The organism is Paenibacillus sp. FSL R5-0766 (genome assembly GCF_037971845.1).
Classification (GTDB): domain Bacteria; phylum Bacillota; class Bacilli; order Paenibacillales; family Paenibacillaceae; genus Paenibacillus.
On record NZ_CP150227.1, the window covers coordinates 1,738,374 to 1,756,293 of the forward strand.

21 protein-coding genes and 1 pseudogene are annotated in these 17,920 nt (G+C 38.1%); 21 read left to right on the forward strand and 1 reads right to left on the reverse strand.

Translation table 11 applies throughout. The features are described 5' to 3' along the window. Window positions 1–36 precede the first annotated feature (36 nt). Window positions 37–621: pseudogene (locus MKY66_RS07740) on the forward strand (AAA family ATPase). Window positions 622–663: 42 nt separating this feature from the next. Here the strand turns inward: MKY66_RS07740 and MKY66_RS07745 are convergent. Beyond that, entirely contained in the window at window positions 664–1,035 is a 372-nt protein-coding gene (locus MKY66_RS07745; RefSeq protein ID WP_076209387.1) for a hypothetical protein, read from the reverse strand. A 160-nt stretch (window positions 1,036–1,195) separates the two neighbouring features. On the opposite strand from MKY66_RS07745, the gene MKY66_RS07750 reads away from it, so the two are divergent. From MKY66_RS07750 to MKY66_RS07845, 20 genes are all read left to right on the forward strand, one after another. Then, complete coding sequence (locus tag MKY66_RS07750; RefSeq protein WP_076209386.1) at window positions 1,196–1,489, forward strand: hypothetical protein; 294 nt, start codon at window positions 1,196–1,198, stop codon at window positions 1,487–1,489. Between the two features lie 136 nt (window positions 1,490–1,625). Beyond that, window positions 1,626–2,666: an iron-siderophore ABC transporter substrate-binding protein gene (locus MKY66_RS07755; RefSeq protein ID WP_076209385.1), complete on the forward strand. Its 1,041-nt coding sequence runs from the start codon at window positions 1,626–1,628 to the stop codon at window positions 2,664–2,666. A gap of 1 nt (window position 2,667) precedes the next feature. Continuing rightward, complete coding sequence (locus MKY66_RS07760) at window positions 2,668–3,444, forward strand: IucA/IucC family C-terminal-domain containing protein (RefSeq protein WP_076209384.1); 777 nt, start codon at window positions 2,668–2,670, stop codon at window positions 3,442–3,444. 42 nt (window positions 3,445–3,486) lie between these two features. After that, on the forward strand, window positions 3,487–5,208 hold the full coding sequence (locus MKY66_RS07765; protein ID WP_076209383.1) for a helix-turn-helix domain-containing protein: 1,722 nt from the start codon (window positions 3,487–3,489) through the stop codon (window positions 5,206–5,208). Window positions 5,209–5,539: 331 nt separating this feature from the next. Next, complete coding sequence (locus tag MKY66_RS07770; protein ID WP_076209382.1) at window positions 5,540–6,145, forward strand: oxidoreductase; 606 nt, start codon at window positions 5,540–5,542, stop codon at window positions 6,143–6,145. Window positions 6,146–6,310: 165 nt separating this feature from the next. After that, complete coding sequence (locus MKY66_RS07775; RefSeq protein ID WP_339807115.1) at window positions 6,311–6,781, forward strand: GNAT family N-acetyltransferase; 471 nt, start codon at window positions 6,311–6,313, stop codon at window positions 6,779–6,781. Between the two features lie 282 nt (window positions 6,782–7,063). Further along, window positions 7,064–7,750, forward strand: a complete 687-nt coding sequence (locus MKY66_RS07780; protein ID WP_076209380.1) for a hypothetical protein — start codon at window positions 7,064–7,066, stop codon at window positions 7,748–7,750. Window positions 7,751–7,881: 131 nt separating this feature from the next. After that, on the forward strand, window positions 7,882–8,190 hold the full coding sequence (locus MKY66_RS07785; RefSeq protein ID WP_083656936.1) for a hypothetical protein: 309 nt from the start codon (window positions 7,882–7,884) through the stop codon (window positions 8,188–8,190). A 20-nt stretch (window positions 8,191–8,210) separates the two neighbouring features. Beyond that, a complete protein-coding gene (locus MKY66_RS07790) occupies window positions 8,211–8,690 on the forward strand; it encodes an SRPBCC family protein (RefSeq protein ID WP_076209530.1) in 480 nt (159 codons plus the stop codon). Between the two features lie 203 nt (window positions 8,691–8,893). Further along, on the forward strand, window positions 8,894–9,442 hold the full coding sequence (locus MKY66_RS07795) for an SMI1/KNR4 family protein (RefSeq protein WP_076209379.1): 549 nt from the start codon (window positions 8,894–8,896) through the stop codon (window positions 9,440–9,442). Between the two features lie 504 nt (window positions 9,443–9,946). Beyond that, window positions 9,947–10,456 (forward strand): hypothetical protein, encoded by a 510-nt coding sequence (locus tag MKY66_RS07800; RefSeq protein WP_076209377.1) that lies wholly within the window; start codon window positions 9,947–9,949, stop codon window positions 10,454–10,456. 111 nt (window positions 10,457–10,567) lie between these two features. Then, window positions 10,568–10,948, forward strand: a complete 381-nt coding sequence (locus MKY66_RS07805) for a hypothetical protein (protein ID WP_179088490.1) — start codon at window positions 10,568–10,570, stop codon at window positions 10,946–10,948. Window positions 10,949–10,961: 13 nt separating this feature from the next. After that, window positions 10,962–11,339 (forward strand): hypothetical protein, encoded by a 378-nt coding sequence (locus tag MKY66_RS07810; RefSeq protein WP_076209376.1) that lies wholly within the window; start codon window positions 10,962–10,964, stop codon window positions 11,337–11,339. 124 nt (window positions 11,340–11,463) lie between these two features. Next, entirely contained in the window at window positions 11,464–11,919 is a 456-nt protein-coding gene (locus MKY66_RS07815) for a hypothetical protein (protein ID WP_076209375.1), read from the forward strand. A gap of 115 nt (window positions 11,920–12,034) precedes the next feature. Continuing rightward, the gene (locus tag MKY66_RS07820; RefSeq protein WP_076209374.1) at window positions 12,035–12,409 is read left to right on the forward strand and encodes a hypothetical protein; all 375 of its coding nucleotides are present in this window, start codon (window positions 12,035–12,037) and stop codon (window positions 12,407–12,409) included. Window positions 12,410–12,521: 112 nt separating this feature from the next. Beyond that, window positions 12,522–13,604, forward strand: coding sequence for a serine hydrolase domain-containing protein (locus tag MKY66_RS07825; protein WP_076209373.1), 1,083 nt, complete (start codon window positions 12,522–12,524; stop codon window positions 13,602–13,604). Window positions 13,605–13,625: 21 nt separating this feature from the next. Continuing rightward, a complete protein-coding gene (locus tag MKY66_RS07830) occupies window positions 13,626–14,327 on the forward strand; it encodes a hypothetical protein (RefSeq protein ID WP_076209372.1) in 702 nt (233 codons plus the stop codon). A 489-nt stretch (window positions 14,328–14,816) separates the two neighbouring features. Then, entirely contained in the window at window positions 14,817–15,353 is a 537-nt protein-coding gene (locus MKY66_RS07835) for a hypothetical protein (RefSeq protein ID WP_076209371.1), read from the forward strand. 1,146 nt (window positions 15,354–16,499) lie between these two features. Continuing rightward, entirely contained in the window at window positions 16,500–16,832 is a 333-nt protein-coding gene (locus tag MKY66_RS07840) for a type II toxin-antitoxin system RelE/ParE family toxin (RefSeq protein WP_076209370.1), read from the forward strand. Between the two features lie 41 nt (window positions 16,833–16,873). Continuing rightward, a complete protein-coding gene (locus tag MKY66_RS07845; RefSeq protein WP_179088489.1) occupies window positions 16,874–17,248 on the forward strand; it encodes a helix-turn-helix transcriptional regulator in 375 nt (124 codons plus the stop codon). The last annotated feature ends 672 nt before the right edge of the window (window positions 17,249–17,920 follow it).

Below are 17,920 nucleotides of genomic sequence, written 5' to 3' on the forward strand. Positions count from 1 at the left end.
AACGAACTGCCAATTTCATAGATAAGGGTGATCAATATGGAACGAGGACTCATTATATTTTTGAACGGAACGTCAAGTTCGGGGAAGACAAGCATTGCGATGGAAATGAAAAATCAGGGAGACATTCCGTTTCATCATCTATCTGTAGATCAATTTCTCCATAATTATGATCATTTTATCGATACTACATATCCAGATATGAAGCCGACAAGAGAAGTGGAACACCATGTGATGACAGATATCCTGTTCGACCCCATCAATTCGTTGTACTGTGCAACCATTAAACTGTTTTCGGAGATGGGTTTGAATGTCATCGTGGATACGGTCATCAGCAATGACAAGTGGTTTAATGATTTTTATGAGTTACTATCGGATTATCCGATATTGTTTGTAGGCGTGCAGTGCTCGAAAGAAGAACTCACCAGAAGAGAGTAGAGCAGGGGAGATCGCGAGATTGGACTTGCCCATTCCCAGTTCGACTACATCTACTCCTATGATGAATATGATCTGGAAGTGAATACGGAAAAGCTTAGCTCAGCTGCATGTGCAGAAAAGATATTAAGTTATATGAAATCTGATCAGGAATACTTGGCATTTAAGAAGTTAAGCAGAAGAGGTTGAAGCTGATTGCGTCAGATCATATGATATCCATTCCAATGAAAGTTAGGGATTCGGCCAAATCTTTTTCTTAGCGTTGCCAGGACCTAATAAGTAGATTTCATCAACACTCCCATAAGGATTAGAAAATGAAATTGTGAAGTCTTTACTACCACCGATAGGAAGTTTACTGCCTTTAATCTGAATGAAAAGTGAATTGTTATGATGTGAGAGGTAGTATCCGTGATATCTGCTAATACTGTCTGCAAATCCACCTTTTACCGTAATAAGCTCAGGAGAAACTTCAGTTCTCGTAACCATTGTCTCCTCAGGATCGACAACCTTGTTCAACATATAAAATCCAATGATAATAGGAACAACGACAATAATAACTGCGCTAACAATAATGCTAAACTTCATGTTTGGTCGCATATTCATGATTCACCTCATAATTAGATGATATGAATCGATGTCTCAATACTCATTGGGCATCGATTTATTGTATTTAATCAGAACAGAATTCTACGTTTAGAAATATTAGGCTCATTTAAATAATATACTAATTCATTTTTTTTGTAGAGATAGGGGGAGGTCACCGATGGAAATTAACGCTAAGAATCCAGAAGATCATATTCAATACATGTTACAGGCAATCATTGAAAAAACACAATCCATTATCAACGATAGTCATAAACAATCCTTTGGCTCTTTGGAGTATTTCTTGGAGCACATTATAGCGTATCGGGATGAACAACAATACATGTCTAACGAGTGGCATATCCGCACACCGCGCTGGCTAGGGGAGTATGGAAATACGCCGGAGGAAGAAGAGCTTCTTTCAGACATTTACCGACTGCAAGCGTATATCGCTGAGACATTAAAGGGCGAATAAGTCGCTCGCCATGTCGCATTAGTCCGGCTCAAATGTCGCAAAAGTACATGGTAACGTGATGTGGAGATCGTTTATACTCTCTTTATGTTTCGATAATGAAAATCATTATCAGTATTATACATAAGGGGGATTCATCATGAATCAAGGAACGAAGGGGCAGGTTGCCGGAAGCAAGGCATATGCTGCTCACAAATCACGATTATTCATGGGCTTGATGTTGGCCCTTATTCTAGTCCTGACGGCTTGCGGTGCCGCAACAGGTACAGATAGCGGTAAGCAATCTGCAGCAACGCCAGCGGAGACACCTGCGAATGCGGAAACGCAAACGGATGGAGCGTTTCCCGTAACGATCAAGGGCATGAAGGGTGACATTACTCTAAACGAAAAACCGAAGAGAATTGCAATTCTTGATGTTAAGTTCTTGGATCAGATGTTAGCGATTGGCGAGAAGCCAGCAGGAAGTGTTATTGCAGGAGGGAATACCGATTTTCCAGAATATTTAGGAGACCAACCGAATGGCGTAGAAGTTCTGGGTACACGGGACGAGCCTAACCTGGAAGCGATTGTAGCACTCGACCCAGATCTGATCATCATGACCGACTTCCAGGAGAAACAGTATGAAAGTGTAAGCAAAATTGCACCTACCCTGGTACTCGATTTCTACGAAGACTGGCGTGATACGTTAGCTACCGTGGCTAAGATTACAGACAAGCAGGACGAGGCAGAGAAAGTGCGTACAGCGTATGAAGAGAAAATCGCCGGGCTGAAGACAAAATTGTCAGAGAAGCTGGGTGATGAAACGGTGGCGATCATTCGTCCACGAAAAGAAGGAATTCGTGTTCACGGTATTGAGCACCGCATTGGCGGTATTATGTACAATGACTTGGGGCTGAAGATGCCTGCTATGGTACAGGAGATTAATGAAGATGGTTCCGTAGAAATCTCGATGGAAAAAGTGCCTGAGATCGGGGCAGATCGTTATTTTGTGCTGTCGGATGAACTGTTTGCGGCAGAAGCGGAGGCGATGGTGAACAATCCGGTATGGCAGTCTCTTGATGCTGTGAAAAATAACCGCACGTATGACGTAAACTCCACACTGTGGATTGCATACTACGGACCGCTTGCGATTAATCTGATTGTAGATCAGGCATCGGAAGCCCTGCTCGGATCGAATTAATATGAACCGATATCTCTCGACAGACTTATGGAAAGAGACGGTAGAGGATTATTCGATTTTGCTCGGTGAGCCGCCTGAACATAGTGTCCGTACCATTGCTCTGAGTGAGTTGCATGACGAAAAGGCGTGCCGAGAGTATATCCGCTGGTTTCAGAACTATATCGATGCGCCTGACATGAAAGTCGCAGCCTCCATGTTAGCCAAGCGACTTGGCTATCTGTGGACGGCTCCGCTGGTGACCGCAATGACATTTCATCATCAGCATGTAACCTTTCAGCTGGAGAACAGCTTTCTCTATCATCCGGTACTCTCAGATCAGGAGGGCGGTACACGGTTTCCTTTTCTAGCGGTGAATGGAATTCAGGCTGAAGAACTAACGGGAGACAGAGCCATGTGGCGGGAAAAGGTGGCCCAGGAGATGTTTGCGGTACAGCTTACACCACTGTTAAAAACGCTTGCTGCAATTGCACCTCTTTCGATGAGTATTCTCTGGGAGAATATTATGGTACGGATTGGCCGACTATTCGCTCCTGATGAAGCCGAGACAGAGCAGGAAAGTAAGATCATCCGAGAGGACTTTTCCTATCTGACGCAGGTGGCATCCGGGGAGGTGTTTGGTGAGAGGAAGAATCCGTTAACCCGCTTCACCGATTGTAAGAACAATGTGCATGTTGCCAAAAGTGAGAGGATTACCTGCTGTTTCTATTACCAGATGTCAGGGGAATATTGTCTCAAATGTCCGAAAATTGACAATGAGAAAGAATCTCAATTAAAATGACAACAGCAACAACTTACTTGCTATTGTCAGGAGATGAGAGAAATGCCGCTGCAAGAACAGACAAGTCTATGGAGTGATACAACGATCAAGATGCTTGACGGGTATAGCGGTACTTTGCAGACAGGCAGCGTTTTACACGAAACGGATTTAACTTCAAATGTGCTGCTGCTGGCATATGGAGGGGAAGGGGAGCTTGCAATGGATGGCGAGGGTTGCCACATTGGAGCTTCTTTTGCCTGTCATGTGGTGAAGGGATCATCCTTTACGCTGACGGCCAGATCAGAGGACATTCATTATATTGTCATTATGTACAAGGCTTCTTCCATAGAGGGAGCCTCTCTTGTTGTACCTTCATATCGCAAGCATCCGCTGCGCAGGTCATTTGTTCAAAACTCGGCAACCCATGCGGAATGGATCGAAAACGCCGAGAAAATCGTTGCCAAATGGCGCCGTGGTGAAGGACTGGAACGTTTCTATGCCAACGCTTTGCTCCAAGGAATGATCTACGAGCTAATCATGGAGTATGAACGGGGTCAAGGCGGAGCAGAGTCCGACATGGTGGATGTAGTCGCTTCTTATATCACATCGCACTATCGTCAGAATTTGGAGCTAAAAGAGCTGGCAGCCCTGGCGGGCTGTAGTGTAAGACAGCTGCAGCGACGATTCAAACAAGAGAAGCAGCTTGGACCGATGGAATACGTCATTCAGCTGCGTATGGAAAGTGCCTCACGCATGCTGCGTCATACGGATGCCTCCATTGGGGAAATTGCTGAAAAAATGGGCTACCGCGACATGTATTATTTCAGCAGAGCATTTAAAAAATATAATGGCGTCCCACCGCTACATTATCGGCATGCCGCCGCTTCGAGAAGAGATGCAGACTATGCGAATGCTTTGCTGCAAAATCGTACAGCTTCTTCCTATGAATCAGCCGAAGGCCCGGTCATCTGCCATATGCGCGGGGAGTACACCGTCACCGAAATACCACAGCGTATCGCTGTCCTCGATGTGCAATATGCTGATCATTTGCTTGCACTAGGCTTGTCTCCGGTAGGAAGTGTCGGACTAGGAAGTACCGTGTTAACGTTCCCTCAATCACTTCGGGCAGGACTCCAGCATACAGCATTACTTGGTACGTATGAATACCCCGATCTTCCGGCGGTAGAGCGACTTACGCCGGATCTGATTATCTGCACCGAGGTTCATGAGCAGTATCTTGAACGGTTAAGCCAGATCGCTCCAGTGCTCATGTTCAAGCGTAATGAAAACTGGCAGACCATCCTGAGTCTATTCGGTGAACTGACAGACAAGCGTGCAGAGGCCAAGCAGATTATCGCGGATTATCATCGCCGAACAGCTTTGCTATCCGAGGAATTGTCCTCTGTACTGGCAGGAAAAAGTGTGGCATTGATTCGTCCACTCGATTCCCTCGTGCGCGTCCATTCTGCTGCTCATCGCACAGGCGCTGTGCTGTACCGGGATCTGGGTATGCCCGTTCCGTTGTTTGTAGCAGATACTTCCGACACGGCCTATCATATCTCGGTTGAGAGATTACCGGCTGTACAAGCTAGCCACTACTTTTTGCTGAGTAATGAGTTTATGCAAGATGGAATATCTGCCACAGAGCAACGTGTCTGGGGGATGCTTGATACAGATGAGCGACAGCAAATATACTCCGTAGATGCCGCGACATGGATCGGTTGTTATGGGCCAACAGGCATCAATGGCATTGTGGACCAAATTGAACAGGCGTTGTTGGCTTGATAGGTAGTTGTTGGCACTATCCCGCTTGCAGCGAAAGGTGGTACGCTCTACCTTTTTTAAAGTTGATAGGTTCCAAAAGTATCGGAAGGTCTTCGGATTCCCTATGGGATGAAGGAGGACCTTTTTGTTTTATTACTATAACGAAAGGTTCGACTGCATACTCGCGTCTTGTACAACCCTGCATATATTCAGCGTATTCAAAGCCCATTGGATCGATTGGATACGGGGTTGAGAAAACTAATAAATCTCCCTTATTCGCCAATTACCTTTCTCAATTGTAACAATATGGGTTATCATATACGTAGTTCAGGCACTATTAGGAGGGGATTCAATGAAAAAAAATATAGCAATAATCATACTAATGGTTGGATTGATAATAAGTATGTACTTCAACTATCAATTCAAAGCGTACAAAGACAATCAAGAAGTTAATTACACCGTTAAACTGAATCATGGAACTCAAATGGGTGTAAAAGAATCCATCTACAATTTAGATAATGTGATAAAAAGCTTAGAGGACGGCTCTTCTAAGGAAACAGTCATACATGCCTTAGGAAATGTGGCGGTATCTTTGAAAGTCGGTGAAGAATCATTCGTCTTTCTGAATTCCGACTTTAGGGAAGATCAATTATCATCAACCAATTTAATCTACAATGTGTTTAGAGATATGTATACGTATATAAGAGTCGAAATCACAGAAGACATTTTATCGAATAAGGTATCGCTAGAAAAAGAATCGAGAAATCAACTGATTAAGGATATAGGAGTGCTTAAACAAGATTTGGAATATATTGATAGTCAATTTAACGAGGATATTCTGAAAGAACAAAGTCCTAAGTGGATTGAAAATAAATGGAAAGAGTTAATTGGAGAGATTGTAAATCGAAATATGGATTATAAGTTATATGAAAGAATGAAAACGAAATATAATCTATAATGAGTTCGTGAGAGACTATGGATATTAGGCGGATAACCCCGCACCAACTAACTGTGCTCAGTAGCCGCACCCTTTCGGGTGCTTTTAAGCCGGTGGTGGGTTAACATCTACGAAACGACATCAAACCATAAGGAGGCCAATTACGTGATTAGATTGTGTAAAAGCATGGATACGGATGTAATGTATCAGATTATTAATGATGCAGCAAAGGCATACAAAGGAGTAATTCCTGACGATAGGTATCATGAGCCTTATATGACATTGGAAGAGCTAAAGTGCGAAATGAACGATGGTGTAGTATTTTGGGGGTTTGAAGAAAAAAATCAATTATTAGGAGTTATGGGAATTCAAGATAAGGGTGATGTATGTTTAATTAGACACGCATATGTACGAACAAACCAACGGAATAGCGGAATAGGTACGAAGCTTTTAGCTCATATGGTGGCTTTAACAAATAAACCGATCTTAATAGGGACATGGGACTCAGCTGAATGGGCTAAGAAATTTTACTTAAAGAATGGTTTTAAACTGGTATCACCTGATGAGAAGAAAAAGCTATTAAATACCTATTGGAATGTTCCAGAAAGACAAATTGAGACCTCTGTAGTCTTATGCGATAGCAAGAGGGTCACTTGACAAAATTTCAGAATGTACAAGTTAAAATTAAATTAGAAGTAGTTTCGTATAATATCATATTCCCGCACAGGGGCTTGTGCCCCTTGATCTGCCCGTAATATTTCTGTGGAATGGGTAAGCAGGTACATCCATTCCCTAAGATAAGGGCTATCTAAAGGGGGCCGTCGTGATGCTGGAACATTTCAGAAATTAATAAATCAAAATTTGAAAAAGAGGTTTTTTCCTAAAACCGCTTATGTTTAGTTCTGGACGCTTAAGTGAAAGACTATAAGGAGGGACATAATGAAGCTCTTTCGTGGAAAAGAAGCCTTAATTCAAGGGACTGACCTTATAAAACCTTCAATATATACGCCTCTTGGAACAATTGAACTTTCACTTGCTGCCTCTGGCGAATGTTATCTTCCTACTCACTGTTCTCAGCTCAAACATGGCGGATCACTATACCAGTATTACTACGACTCGTTTGATTGCGAGTTAGTGCTCTGTAATCTGAACTATAATCTTTCTTCACCTCAGGAAGTAGAGGAATGCTGGGGAGCCGTATTTAGAATCAAACCCAATACACATCATCAGATAAGCACGTGTAGCTTTTCTGCTTTGTGGAAAGAGGGATACAGCTGGGAAGATTACGGGGCTGACACGGGAGAAAATCTTGAAGCTGTCGAATATGAGAATGAATATTACCGCTTACACATAGGAACCCAAGAAGAACCACTGATAATGGGAAAAAGAAACCAAGGTGATATGATTCCTAAATCTCTAGCTTTGCACTCTGATTCTGAGAAGTATAGTTTTGTCTTACATTCTGATCAAGGCATTGAAGTATCTATGACAGAGATTGATTCCCACCAGATATGCCAAGTACATTTTTTAATAGCGTGGAAGAGAAAAATAGAAGAGGATATTTCTACTTGGTTAGCTGTAGACCAGCCCACGAAAGAAATCTTAAAGGGAGAAGATATTTGGTAAACGATAAACGAAAATAGTATATAAAGATCAAGAGATACATCCTTGATCAAGTAGTGGAAGAAGTGTGGTACTTTACATAAAAATAGAGGATAAATTTTGATATACGTCTAAGGTAGAAGGAGAGAATGTAATTGAACAACATAAACTCTCATAATTGCAATCTAAATATAAGATATGACCTGCCTGATGAGTTGTGGGCTAAAGTTTCTAAAGTATATGAGCGGATGCCAGGGTGGATTGGTTATAAAAGTGGAATTCCATATTGGTTTGGAACTGAAGAGGATGATGTTTTTATTGAAGCATCCGTTGAGCCTAGTGGATTATCATTTTATGCACAGATGAATAACGATGATTGGACTTCATGGATAGAAACGTTCAAGTTGGAAGCGTCAAAAATATTAGGTTTTGATGTTGGTGATCCTGAAGATGGATATATGTGATGAAAAAGGAGGATGAACAGGTGAATGAATATGGTGCATTACTTGAGTCAAACGGTCGTTATGCTTTGAGGTTTGAACGATTTCTTCATCAAAATCCAGAAGATGTTTTCCTTGTTATCACGAAGCCTAGTTCCTTCGCCCAATGGTACCCTTTCGCAACAGGAGAGATGGATCTGAGAATTGGTGGCAGGATTGCCTTCGATGATGGTGAAGGAACGACATATGAGGGGACCATTACAGAGTTAGAAAAGCCATATGTATTTGGGTTCCGTGAAGTTGATGATCTGATTAACATTTCATTGCAGAAAGAAGATAAAGGATGTCGAATGATCTTTACCCATACGTTTAACGATGATTCATGGGCAGTGAACACGGCCGCAGGATGGCATAGGTGCCTGGATGTATTGGTCCAAATTATCAATGGTAGACCCATTCAGTGGCATGATAACTCAACTGAGCTGCGTGAAATCTATAGTGAATTATTCAAGATAAAAGATTAACAGAATTAAAAAAGTTATTTCAATATAACACCCTACCTCAACGTTGATCAGCATAGTGGGGTGTTATCGTGACTAAGGATTCGTGTATATTCTTTCCAATAACGAACGAAGCATTGCAAAAAACAGTATTCACCTACCGTGATACGATAATTAACGATAACTAGCCAAAAGTTATACGAAATTGCCGAAAGGATTGATGGACGTTGATTCAAGGAGAATTAATTTATAAAACAATAGACTCTTTAAAGAAAAGATTAGAAAATAATAAATTACTAGAATTGCAACTTCAAGAAGGTTATTTAACTCAAGCTACCTGTCAGTTTAATGAAGCAGCAGATGAAAGTGATTTATTGGAATTCCAAAGGAAGTTAGGGTATAAACTTCCCAATGATTATATTAACTTTTTGAAGACAACCAATGGTTGCTCATTATTTGACCATCCGCAATACGGTGGAGAATCATATTTATATAAGTGGCAGGATATTGAAGAATCAACGTACGAGGAACCAACTGATGGGTACTTAAAGATAGCATATATATACCAAGATAATATAATAATTGATCTGAAAGCATATAGCCAAGGCTCAAATAATTACTTAATGGTTAAGGGGCACATAGATCATTTTCATGAGTCGAGGCCCTTGAATATGAACTTCGAGTTGTGGTTCGAACGATTTATTATCAGTCAGGGAGATAAGTTTTGGGAATGGTCAATATATACGGCAGAAAATTATTATAGATTAAGAGGATAAAATATTGAAGGAGATTTCTGAGGAGTACTTTCAAACTAGAGGGTTCGTGAATACAGGAACGTTATGTGGAATTGTATTAAAAGAGTTGAAGTAGGTGAGTTCAGTGGTGGAGAGGAAATTCAAAAGTTATTTTTTTTATATTGTTCTACTGTCAGTTCCATTTGTAGTATTAGAGATTTTACTTTTATTAAAATATCCTAACACCGGATTAGGCAGGATTATAAGCTTGCCCATGACCTTTTTGGTGAATGGTATGATTATTCTGATCTTATCTAGTTTAGTTTATTTTTTGCTTAAATACACCGGATTTAAAGTTGTTAGGCGAGTTATTCTAGGATTAACGATATGTTTAACTCTTATTGTAACAGTATGGTTGTATCCGCAGGATTCATCCAAACATATTTCAAAAACTATAGTAGAAGATATCAAGAGTTTATGGAGTAAATAAGGAATTTAATTGTGAAACAGATAAAATCAATTTACTAAGATATTGGATGTGACTGTATGAATCATGAACTATTCAATAAAATCAATGGATATTTAGAAGGGGTAAGTAATTTAATTACTCACTTCGGAGGATGTTATGGGCACGAATATCAGTTTATAAAAATTGATTCGCCAATAGAACGAGCAATAGAACTTCATAATACTAATGGTAATTTAAAAGATCACAAAGATATTAAATATGTAGGACTAAGCGAATTAGATGATTGGAAGGATGAGATATTTAATATTACCGCAAGATGGTTTTTCTCTTTATTTCGCTTACAAAATTTTGGCGTAAGTGTTAAATATCCGGACACTGATGGAGAAACGCCTGCAGAACTAAATAAAGAGTCAAATAACGTGAGTAATAAACTGATTAAACTGTTGGAAGAATTCTTTGAAGGGTCAAATGTTAAAGCTTATAGACTGGTAACAGAGGTTGAATGGAAAGATGAGTTTGATTGGGAACAGATTTATTTTTCGCTAGGTAATGAAGTATTTATCTTAGATCTATATCAGTGGGGTTAATGGACAACTTTGCACTTCTCAATCTGTCGAATCATTCCCGTTGGTATTTAATAAGTGTTAAAGGAAATTAACAAGTCAAAAAAATAAAATAATGATAACTTGTGAGGCATTATGAAATTAATAAAATTAAAGGGCACTAAAACTGAAGAAGATATAAGAAGAGAATTAGTAGGATCGCATGAGTCATTATTTAATGATGAAATAAGATCAGGTTTGCTTTCAGTTATTAAGAGGTTTTTTCCACAAATGAAAACTGCCTATATTTTGTTCTGGATACCTGAACAAGGGGAAGATATTTTTTCGTTGCTGATTAATAACGATACAATTGCAAAAGTAGAAATCGATCGCTACGACCACGATATTAAACCTATAATTGAAAGCAAACAACTAGACAATACCTATTTAAAAGGACTTAGGAAATATACACGGATTAGACTAGCGATCGCACTTGAACTTGCAAACACGGATCTTAAAAATGAAGAAAAAAATTAAAGGAGTTTCCGAATTGAAGAATCAAAAGCGTTTAATGATTTTACTATTTCTTTTAACAATACTCGCCCTAAGTGGATGTATTTCATACAGTGTGAAGACAGATAAAATTGTTGAGGACGGGTTGATAATAAACTCAAGTTCATTTGGACTGGGAGAGAGCGAAGAAGAGGCAGGTATTACAGTTGTAACATACAATTTCACTCTTCGAAATAGAACCAATAAATCAATAATGTTAGAAACAGTTGAACCGATCTTGAGTAAGGATATTCAGGAGCGATTAATTGATAGGAATATTAAATTGGACATAAATATGAAAATTGATGGTAATAGCTCGGAAGAACTGACAGGTACTTTTAAATTAGATACTAAAGGGCTTGATAAGAAGGGATAATCAAGTTAAACATTAATGTTAAAGAATTTAATATAGCATTTGAACAAGTCATAGGAATGAATGAAGTAAATAACTAATTTGAGATGACTTTAAGAAAATATATCTAACAACGAGGTGTATTCTTATGGAAAGAAAAAAAGATGATAACAATCAGATGGGTGTAATTCCAGAGCACCATAGCCCTGTTCGACATATGCTTAATGAAGCAAATGGACTACCGAGCAATCAATTTATAGACAGTTTTAAGAAAGCTCAGGATACTCCAGATGCATATGTAATTATGGAAGGTGATGATGGAGGACAAATCTACTTGTCTTGCCCTATGAAACTAGTAAATTGCAGTGAGGAGACATTACATACTCTATTAAAAGATTTAGATACCATTGCATGGGACTGTAATGAGGGAGAAGGCCAAGGACTATTTTACGAAAAACTCTTTCCTGGTGATGGGATTAGTGGAGGTATGGGGGGAGGAGATGTTGAGGAAGGACTATGGATTCATGAAGAATTTATAGATTTACAATTATATGATGAAATTCATGAAGTCATATTAGGCAATAAAGAAAGAATAACAAAGTAATAGAATTAATGAATCTTAAGGGCCTTCAACATCGGATAACAAAGTGTTAATGTTGTGGATTGGCAAACTGTTGAAATACTTCATACGGTGTTAAGCAAAATATGTGAGGTGAGTTATGGGCGTAAGAAAAAAATATAAACGTAAAATCGTTCGCTCCAATCGATTATTTTATTGGTATGTTGAACCGGATATTGACGATGAAGGGATAATCAAATTACATATCGTTTCTGAGGATAAGAAGTTAATCGTCACTTATGAAGTGGGACAACACAGTATTAAGAACAAGCCCCCATTTATAGTCATCATCGGAGAAGAATTCGAAGGCTGGACGTTAGAATATATAGGATACAGAAGAGTACTAACACCGAAATGGAGCGATGAGATCATCACGCCAAAATGGATAGGTGAAATCATTGATTGGTGTCTCTTGAAAGACAAAGAAATAAACATCGTTAATTGGAAGGGCGAAATTCTCCGACATCTCTCCTAAATGGAGTGTAAATGCATTGGAGAAATAACTTAGATTCATGTGGACTCTTTTGAAAACGCATACGTGAAAAAAGAGTATGTAATTAACATTTAAAATAAAAGGAGAGAAGCTAATGCAGATGAATCGTGGATATCACACTGTAAACAAATTAATTGCTTGTGTTTTGTCATTCATATTTATCATTATGGCAATAGCGGTATCTGCCCACGCTGAAGAGAAACAGGTTGAGACTACACCATCCAGGATTCCTTTATCCAAGTTAGAGGAAACGATTGATGCTTATGTTGCATCGTATGAGAAGTATACCGCTGCCGTTTCGGTTGTAGCTATCAAAGATGGTGAAACCATTGTGAATAAGGCATATGGTTACGCAGATATTGAGAATCAGCGAAAGGCGGACACCTCTACGGTTTTTGAATGGGCTTCCATCTCGAAACTGTTGGTCTATACGAGTGTGATGCAGCTTGTCGAACAAGGAAAGCTTGATTTGGAGACCGATATCCAAGAATATCTGCCAGAGGGATTTTTCAAAAAGCTGAAATATGATGATCCGATTACGCTAATGAACCTGATGCATCACAATGCGGGGTGGGAAGATCAAACAGCGGCTGAGGTGTTTTATTACTCTGAGAATGAAACGTTAGAATTAGGAGAAACGTTGCGTAAAAATGAGCCGAAACAGATCTATAAACCGAATAGCATAGTGGGTTATTCGAACTACGGCGTTGGTCTAGCTGGTTACATCGTGGAAGAGATAAGTGGACAACCTTTTTATGAATATGTTAATCAACATATATTTAAACCTCTTCATATGAACGACACCTCGATTCATCCAACGGGGCAAGATCATCCGGACGTAGTACGAAGAAGGAGTGAGGTTGAAGGATATACGAAAGATTTGAAACTGATCCCTGAGAACAGAGTATACGTAACGTTTTATCCTACAGGGGCAGCGATTGGGACAGCAGAAGATTTAGGGAAATTTCTTGCAGCGTTGATGCCTGTAGATGATAGCAATGTTTTATTTAAGAACAGGGATACGTTAAACGAAATGTTGTCAACAAGTCTATATTATGACGGGACTTCTACTCCGCGATTTGCGCATGGGTTCGTTGAGATGGAATACTGGGTGCCTACACTGATGCACGAGGGGAATTTGAAAGCATTCTCCAGCAAAGTTGTCTTTGATCCCTAATCTAAATTTGGGATGGTAGTCATGACAAACCAGTCTTTTGAGGAAATTTATTATTATGGACTTATTAAAGAGATTTTCGGTGATAACGTCAATTCTAATAGAGTTACTTCGGAGGGGGGAGGATATTTTCAATCCGCACGACGGGCAGCATCTAAATTTACTAATTTATTTACGGCCCTTGATATAAGGAAATTCACAAAAGCTGAATTAAGTAGTTCTTATCATGTTGTCGAGCATAATGGTGTTGTTGATAAAATTTCCTTTACTCCTTATATTGATTACTTGCCTATATCGAATGTAAAGGTAAACTTGATTAAGATATCTTTTATCCCTGCTGTGCTTGCCGCCATTTTTACTTTAATTGCTTTGATCGGCTATGTAATCCAGATGCTTCTTAACAAACTAAATAAACGAAGAAAATCTACCACCAATTTTAATAAATATCATCTTGCAATTAACTTTGCAGGTGTGGCACTCCTTCTAAACCTTTTCATCCTACAAACGAAGATTAGTTTTCCAAATTATCCTGGTTATTCTTCGTTACGGATCAATTTAATGTTTAATCTACTTTATGTGGTTCTAGCAGTCGCGTATCTTGGCTTTCTTATGTTCAAACTGCGGAAGAACAGTTACAGCAAAAAGCAAAAGGTGATGTACATTATGTCTGGCATCTCGGCGTTCATCTTGGCTGCTTTTATTGTGGGATGGAATTTGTATGTTTAGGGTGTTGTAGATAAGTTTTAAGCTTACCCTATTTATGAGCTGGTTAGGCGTTTTGATTTTCCGTGATTTCATTAATATTTAAGACAATCATTATGAAAGTACATTGAAAATGTTGGGTCAGTATAGGATTGAAGCTAGTCCATACTATAGTTCAAATAAATGGAATTCACATCGTACACTAAGAAACAAAAATAAACAGAGAAACGATAACGAAGGGAATAAATAATATGATGAGTAAATTAAAACCTATAGAATGAAACATAGAAAAGATGAATCTAGTGAAGATAGAGATCTCAGAAAAGGTGAATGAAACATACCGTACGGAAACAAACTTTTTGAAGTTAATTTGCAGAGAGGCAGTTACCTTGTATAACATATTAATCATGCATCGGACATTTGTCCTTGGTCCGGTGTTCGCAGGACAACTAGCATAAGCTAAGTAGAGAATATAGGAACGTTAGCAGAAAATAATACAAGGGAGATACACTTATGGATTTATTTATAATTCCGGCAAAAGAAGTGAAAGATCAAATTGTTGGTATTGTCGTGTTTTTATTATTTATTAGTTTAATAAGTTCTTTTAACTGGCGGGATAGAGATTCAAAGTGGGACCATGGTGCAGTTTATATTGATTTCTTTAAAATAATTTTTTATTCAATACTTGGATTATTAACTCTCTACCTACAATATGATGATGTTAACAAGTCACTAAAATGGAGTCTTGAGGGAAGAAATTTATCTTTCGCTGAGATCCTTGTCGTTATCTTGGCAATAATTGAAGTTATATCAAATATATTTAGTTACTTTCAGAGACAAAAAAATATACAAGATACAGTGAGTAAAGATATAAAGAGAGAGTTTGAAAGACATCAAAAAGAATATGAAGAAAAGAGAGCAAATGAAAAAAGGCAGGAGGAACAACTATATATGAAAACTCAAATTGAGCTTGAAAGAAAAAATACAATGCTCCAATTAAGGCAACGAAGACTTCAACAATCAACAAAAAAGAGATTTAAATATAAGTAAGTGAACATTTCTGTACGCCATTCCACGCATTGGAGACTAGCGGCTCCTCGAGCGTTTGAAGAAATGCGGCGCACCAATTAAGAGTATAGCGGAGCCTTAAGTAGATGAGACTTTGTGGATACAACAACGTGATCTAAAAGATATTTCAATTTCATAGATAAGGATGATTCATTTGGAACAAGGACTTATTGTGGTTTTGAACGGAACTTCAAGTTCGGGAAAGACGTATTGAATTTTGTGAATGAGGTTGATAGTTTTTATAAGGGCAGATCAATATCCATACCGCTTTTATGTCTGGGATAACGCGTCTGACAGACGCAGGTCCAATAACAGACCAAGAGCAACTAGAATTGTTAATATGGTCTTTTAAGATTAGTAGAATAAAATTTACATACCCATCCTGTGTATCAATTTTAATACACGATTGAAGAATGGACGAAGATCGTGTAATGGCATGTAGAAATGGAAACTATTCAGCCTTTTATGTAAGTGAACCTTTTTGCGGAAGTAATCTAGGAGCTGCTGCTGCCAAAGATTTATCTTATAACATGTTGCTGGGCGTGGAGAGCGAAAGAAAATGAGTTTCCTTTTGTAGACTCTCATAATAAAAATTAAATGTTAGAGATGGTAGTAAGTGAGGGGGGAATCTCAAACCACGCTTACATGATAGACTTAGAAAATTTAAAAACATTATCTTGTTTTTAAATTCAGCAACAAAAATTAATCGAGCCTTGAAAAAAAGAAATAAATTATGGAGTCGGTACCTTGAAATTACCAGTACTCGTTGTTTTATCTAGAGTATAAAAAAAGAGATATAATTAACTGTGGATCGAAACAGTTAAATAACAAATAAAAAATTATGGGCTAATTCACCTGCTTTTTGAGACCAAAGAGAGGTTTAACTGAACTGTACCCTATAGAGTAGGTACTCTCTATGGGTATTTTGGTTGTACGGAATGGAGATACAATTACATGAGCAAAAAATGTTTACGATATACGAAGTGAAGCAACCTTCTGGACATCCGTAAATTAACTCAGTATCAAGAAGAATAAGGATTTTTGACTTTTTTTATTGTTTACAATATAATTTGATGATCGGATACTTATCCGTATTATATATCATAATAATAAAAGGTGGCATCATTCATGAGGTTTATACACTTCATTGATGCCCGTGGCTGCAATCCAGTAACTGAATATCTTTCCACTCTTCAGAAGAAGGAAGTTTCAAAGGTTGCCAAATACTTAGGTGTTGTCAACGAACATGGTACACGAATCGGAGATCCATATGTGGGTCACATCCAAGGTAAAATATGGGAATTGCGTCCGGGGAATTACCGTATCCTTTTTTTCGTTTGGGGAGATAAATTCGTTCTTACAAATGCATTTCGTAAAAAGGGAGAAAAAACTCCAGAAAATGAAAAAGCAATTGCAGAGAAACGATTTAAAGATTGGATTAAACAATACGGGCACAATTAAGAGTAGGGGACAATCCCCTACTCCCCTTGATGGGGAGTAGTGTGAATGATGATGCGCATATAGCACGAGGGAAAATTATAAAAGAAAGGAGTCGACAGGAGACGGAAAACAAAAGAGGAGATTTCGTACATTGGTCGGATGTTCGAGGTCAGTTTCTTGATAGTGATGATCAGTTCAAGGTTGATGTGTTTATTAAGTACATTAGTCACTTGGTGATGCGTCGAAAAGATCTAAAGTTAACACAAGAGGCAGTGGCAAAACGTATGAATATTACCCAAGCTAATCTTGCCAGAATTGAGAGAGGAGACGCGGTCCCAAAACTAGATACTTTTTATAAACTAATTACGGCTTTAGATATGGAACTTAAGTTAATTCCAAAAGATAATTTTGTTGATGATTTTACAGGTGAGAAATAAAATGAATTTTGAGAAAGTAAAAAAAACTTTTTATTTGGATGGGACTTTCAATGTATTTAAATAATAAATTATCTATTCTGGAGGAAAATAAAATGATAACAAAATTTTATATAAGTTGTTTTTAAAATTAGATATATAAACAAATTAGATAAGTATATGATGGAGGAACTAAAATGAGAATATATTAGTATATTAATTAATTACACTAATTTTATTTATTAATGAAGAAATTTAAGATTTTTTATTGAATTAAGACATGTTTAGATTCACATGCTATCTAAACACTGCAAAAAGGGTTGGTGCATCATGCGCCAACCTTTTTGGTTTGTATTCAGTGAAATTTATATAATGGATTTTCTACAAATAAAGTTGATATTAAATTATAGAACTCTCTTTTTTGATTTATTCTCAGAACAAAAACTCATTGATATTTCCAAATCTTTAGCGATCATCACGAATTCGTTGAACTTCTGAGGTGAAAACTGATCTGTCTGATACTTAGTTCCAGTTTTGCGAACTTATGAGCAGTCCTCTATGATTGATTCAATTTCTTTTGTTAAAGGCTTCCACTCAGAAGTCGATACTATTTTAGCTAACGGATGGTTTAATCGGTATTATTTATTTTAATTCGATGTCCGCATTAAAATGATCACTTAATTTTGTACAATCTGG

Bases quoted from the DNA above. Each gene is read 5' to 3' on its own strand.
- MKY66_RS07820 (WP_076209374.1), top strand. From the start codon at position 12,035: ATGGGCGTAAGAAAAAAATATAAACGTAAAATCGTTCGCTCCAATCGA.
- MKY66_RS07750 (WP_076209386.1), top strand. From the start codon at position 1,196: ATGGAAATTAACGCTAAGAATCCAGAAGATCATATTCAATACATGTTA.
- MKY66_RS07775 (WP_339807115.1), top strand. From the start codon at position 6,311: ATGGATACGGATGTAATGTATCAGATTATTAATGATGCAGCAAAGGCA.
- MKY66_RS07840 (WP_076209370.1), top strand. From the start codon at position 16,500: ATGAGGTTTATACACTTCATTGATGCCCGTGGCTGCAATCCAGTAACT.
- MKY66_RS07835 (WP_076209371.1), top strand. From the start codon at position 14,817: ATGGATTTATTTATAATTCCGGCAAAAGAAGTGAAAGATCAAATTGTT.
- MKY66_RS07760 (WP_076209384.1), top strand. From the start codon at position 2,668: ATGAACCGATATCTCTCGACAGACTTATGGAAAGAGACGGTAGAGGAT.
- MKY66_RS07805 (WP_179088490.1), top strand. From the start codon at position 10,568: ATGAAATTAATAAAATTAAAGGGCACTAAAACTGAAGAAGATATAAGA.
- MKY66_RS07830 (WP_076209372.1), top strand. From the start codon at position 13,626: ATGACAAACCAGTCTTTTGAGGAAATTTATTATTATGGACTTATTAAA.
- MKY66_RS07765 (WP_076209383.1), top strand. From the start codon at position 3,487: ATGCCGCTGCAAGAACAGACAAGTCTATGGAGTGATACAACGATCAAG.
- MKY66_RS07780 (WP_076209380.1), top strand. From the start codon at position 7,064: ATGAAGCTCTTTCGTGGAAAAGAAGCCTTAATTCAAGGGACTGACCTT.
- MKY66_RS07755 (WP_076209385.1), top strand. From the start codon at position 1,626: ATGAATCAAGGAACGAAGGGGCAGGTTGCCGGAAGCAAGGCATATGCT.
- MKY66_RS07825 (WP_076209373.1), top strand. From the start codon at position 12,522: ATGCAGATGAATCGTGGATATCACACTGTAAACAAATTAATTGCTTGT.
- MKY66_RS07800 (WP_076209377.1), top strand. From the start codon at position 9,947: ATGAATCATGAACTATTCAATAAAATCAATGGATATTTAGAAGGGGTA.
- MKY66_RS07745 (WP_076209387.1), bottom strand. From the start codon at position 1,035: ATGAATATGCGACCAAACATGAAGTTTAGCATTATTGTTAGCGCAGTT.
- MKY66_RS07815 (WP_076209375.1), top strand. From the start codon at position 11,464: ATGGAAAGAAAAAAAGATGATAACAATCAGATGGGTGTAATTCCAGAG.
- MKY66_RS07770 (WP_076209382.1), top strand. From the start codon at position 5,540: ATGAAAAAAAATATAGCAATAATCATACTAATGGTTGGATTGATAATA.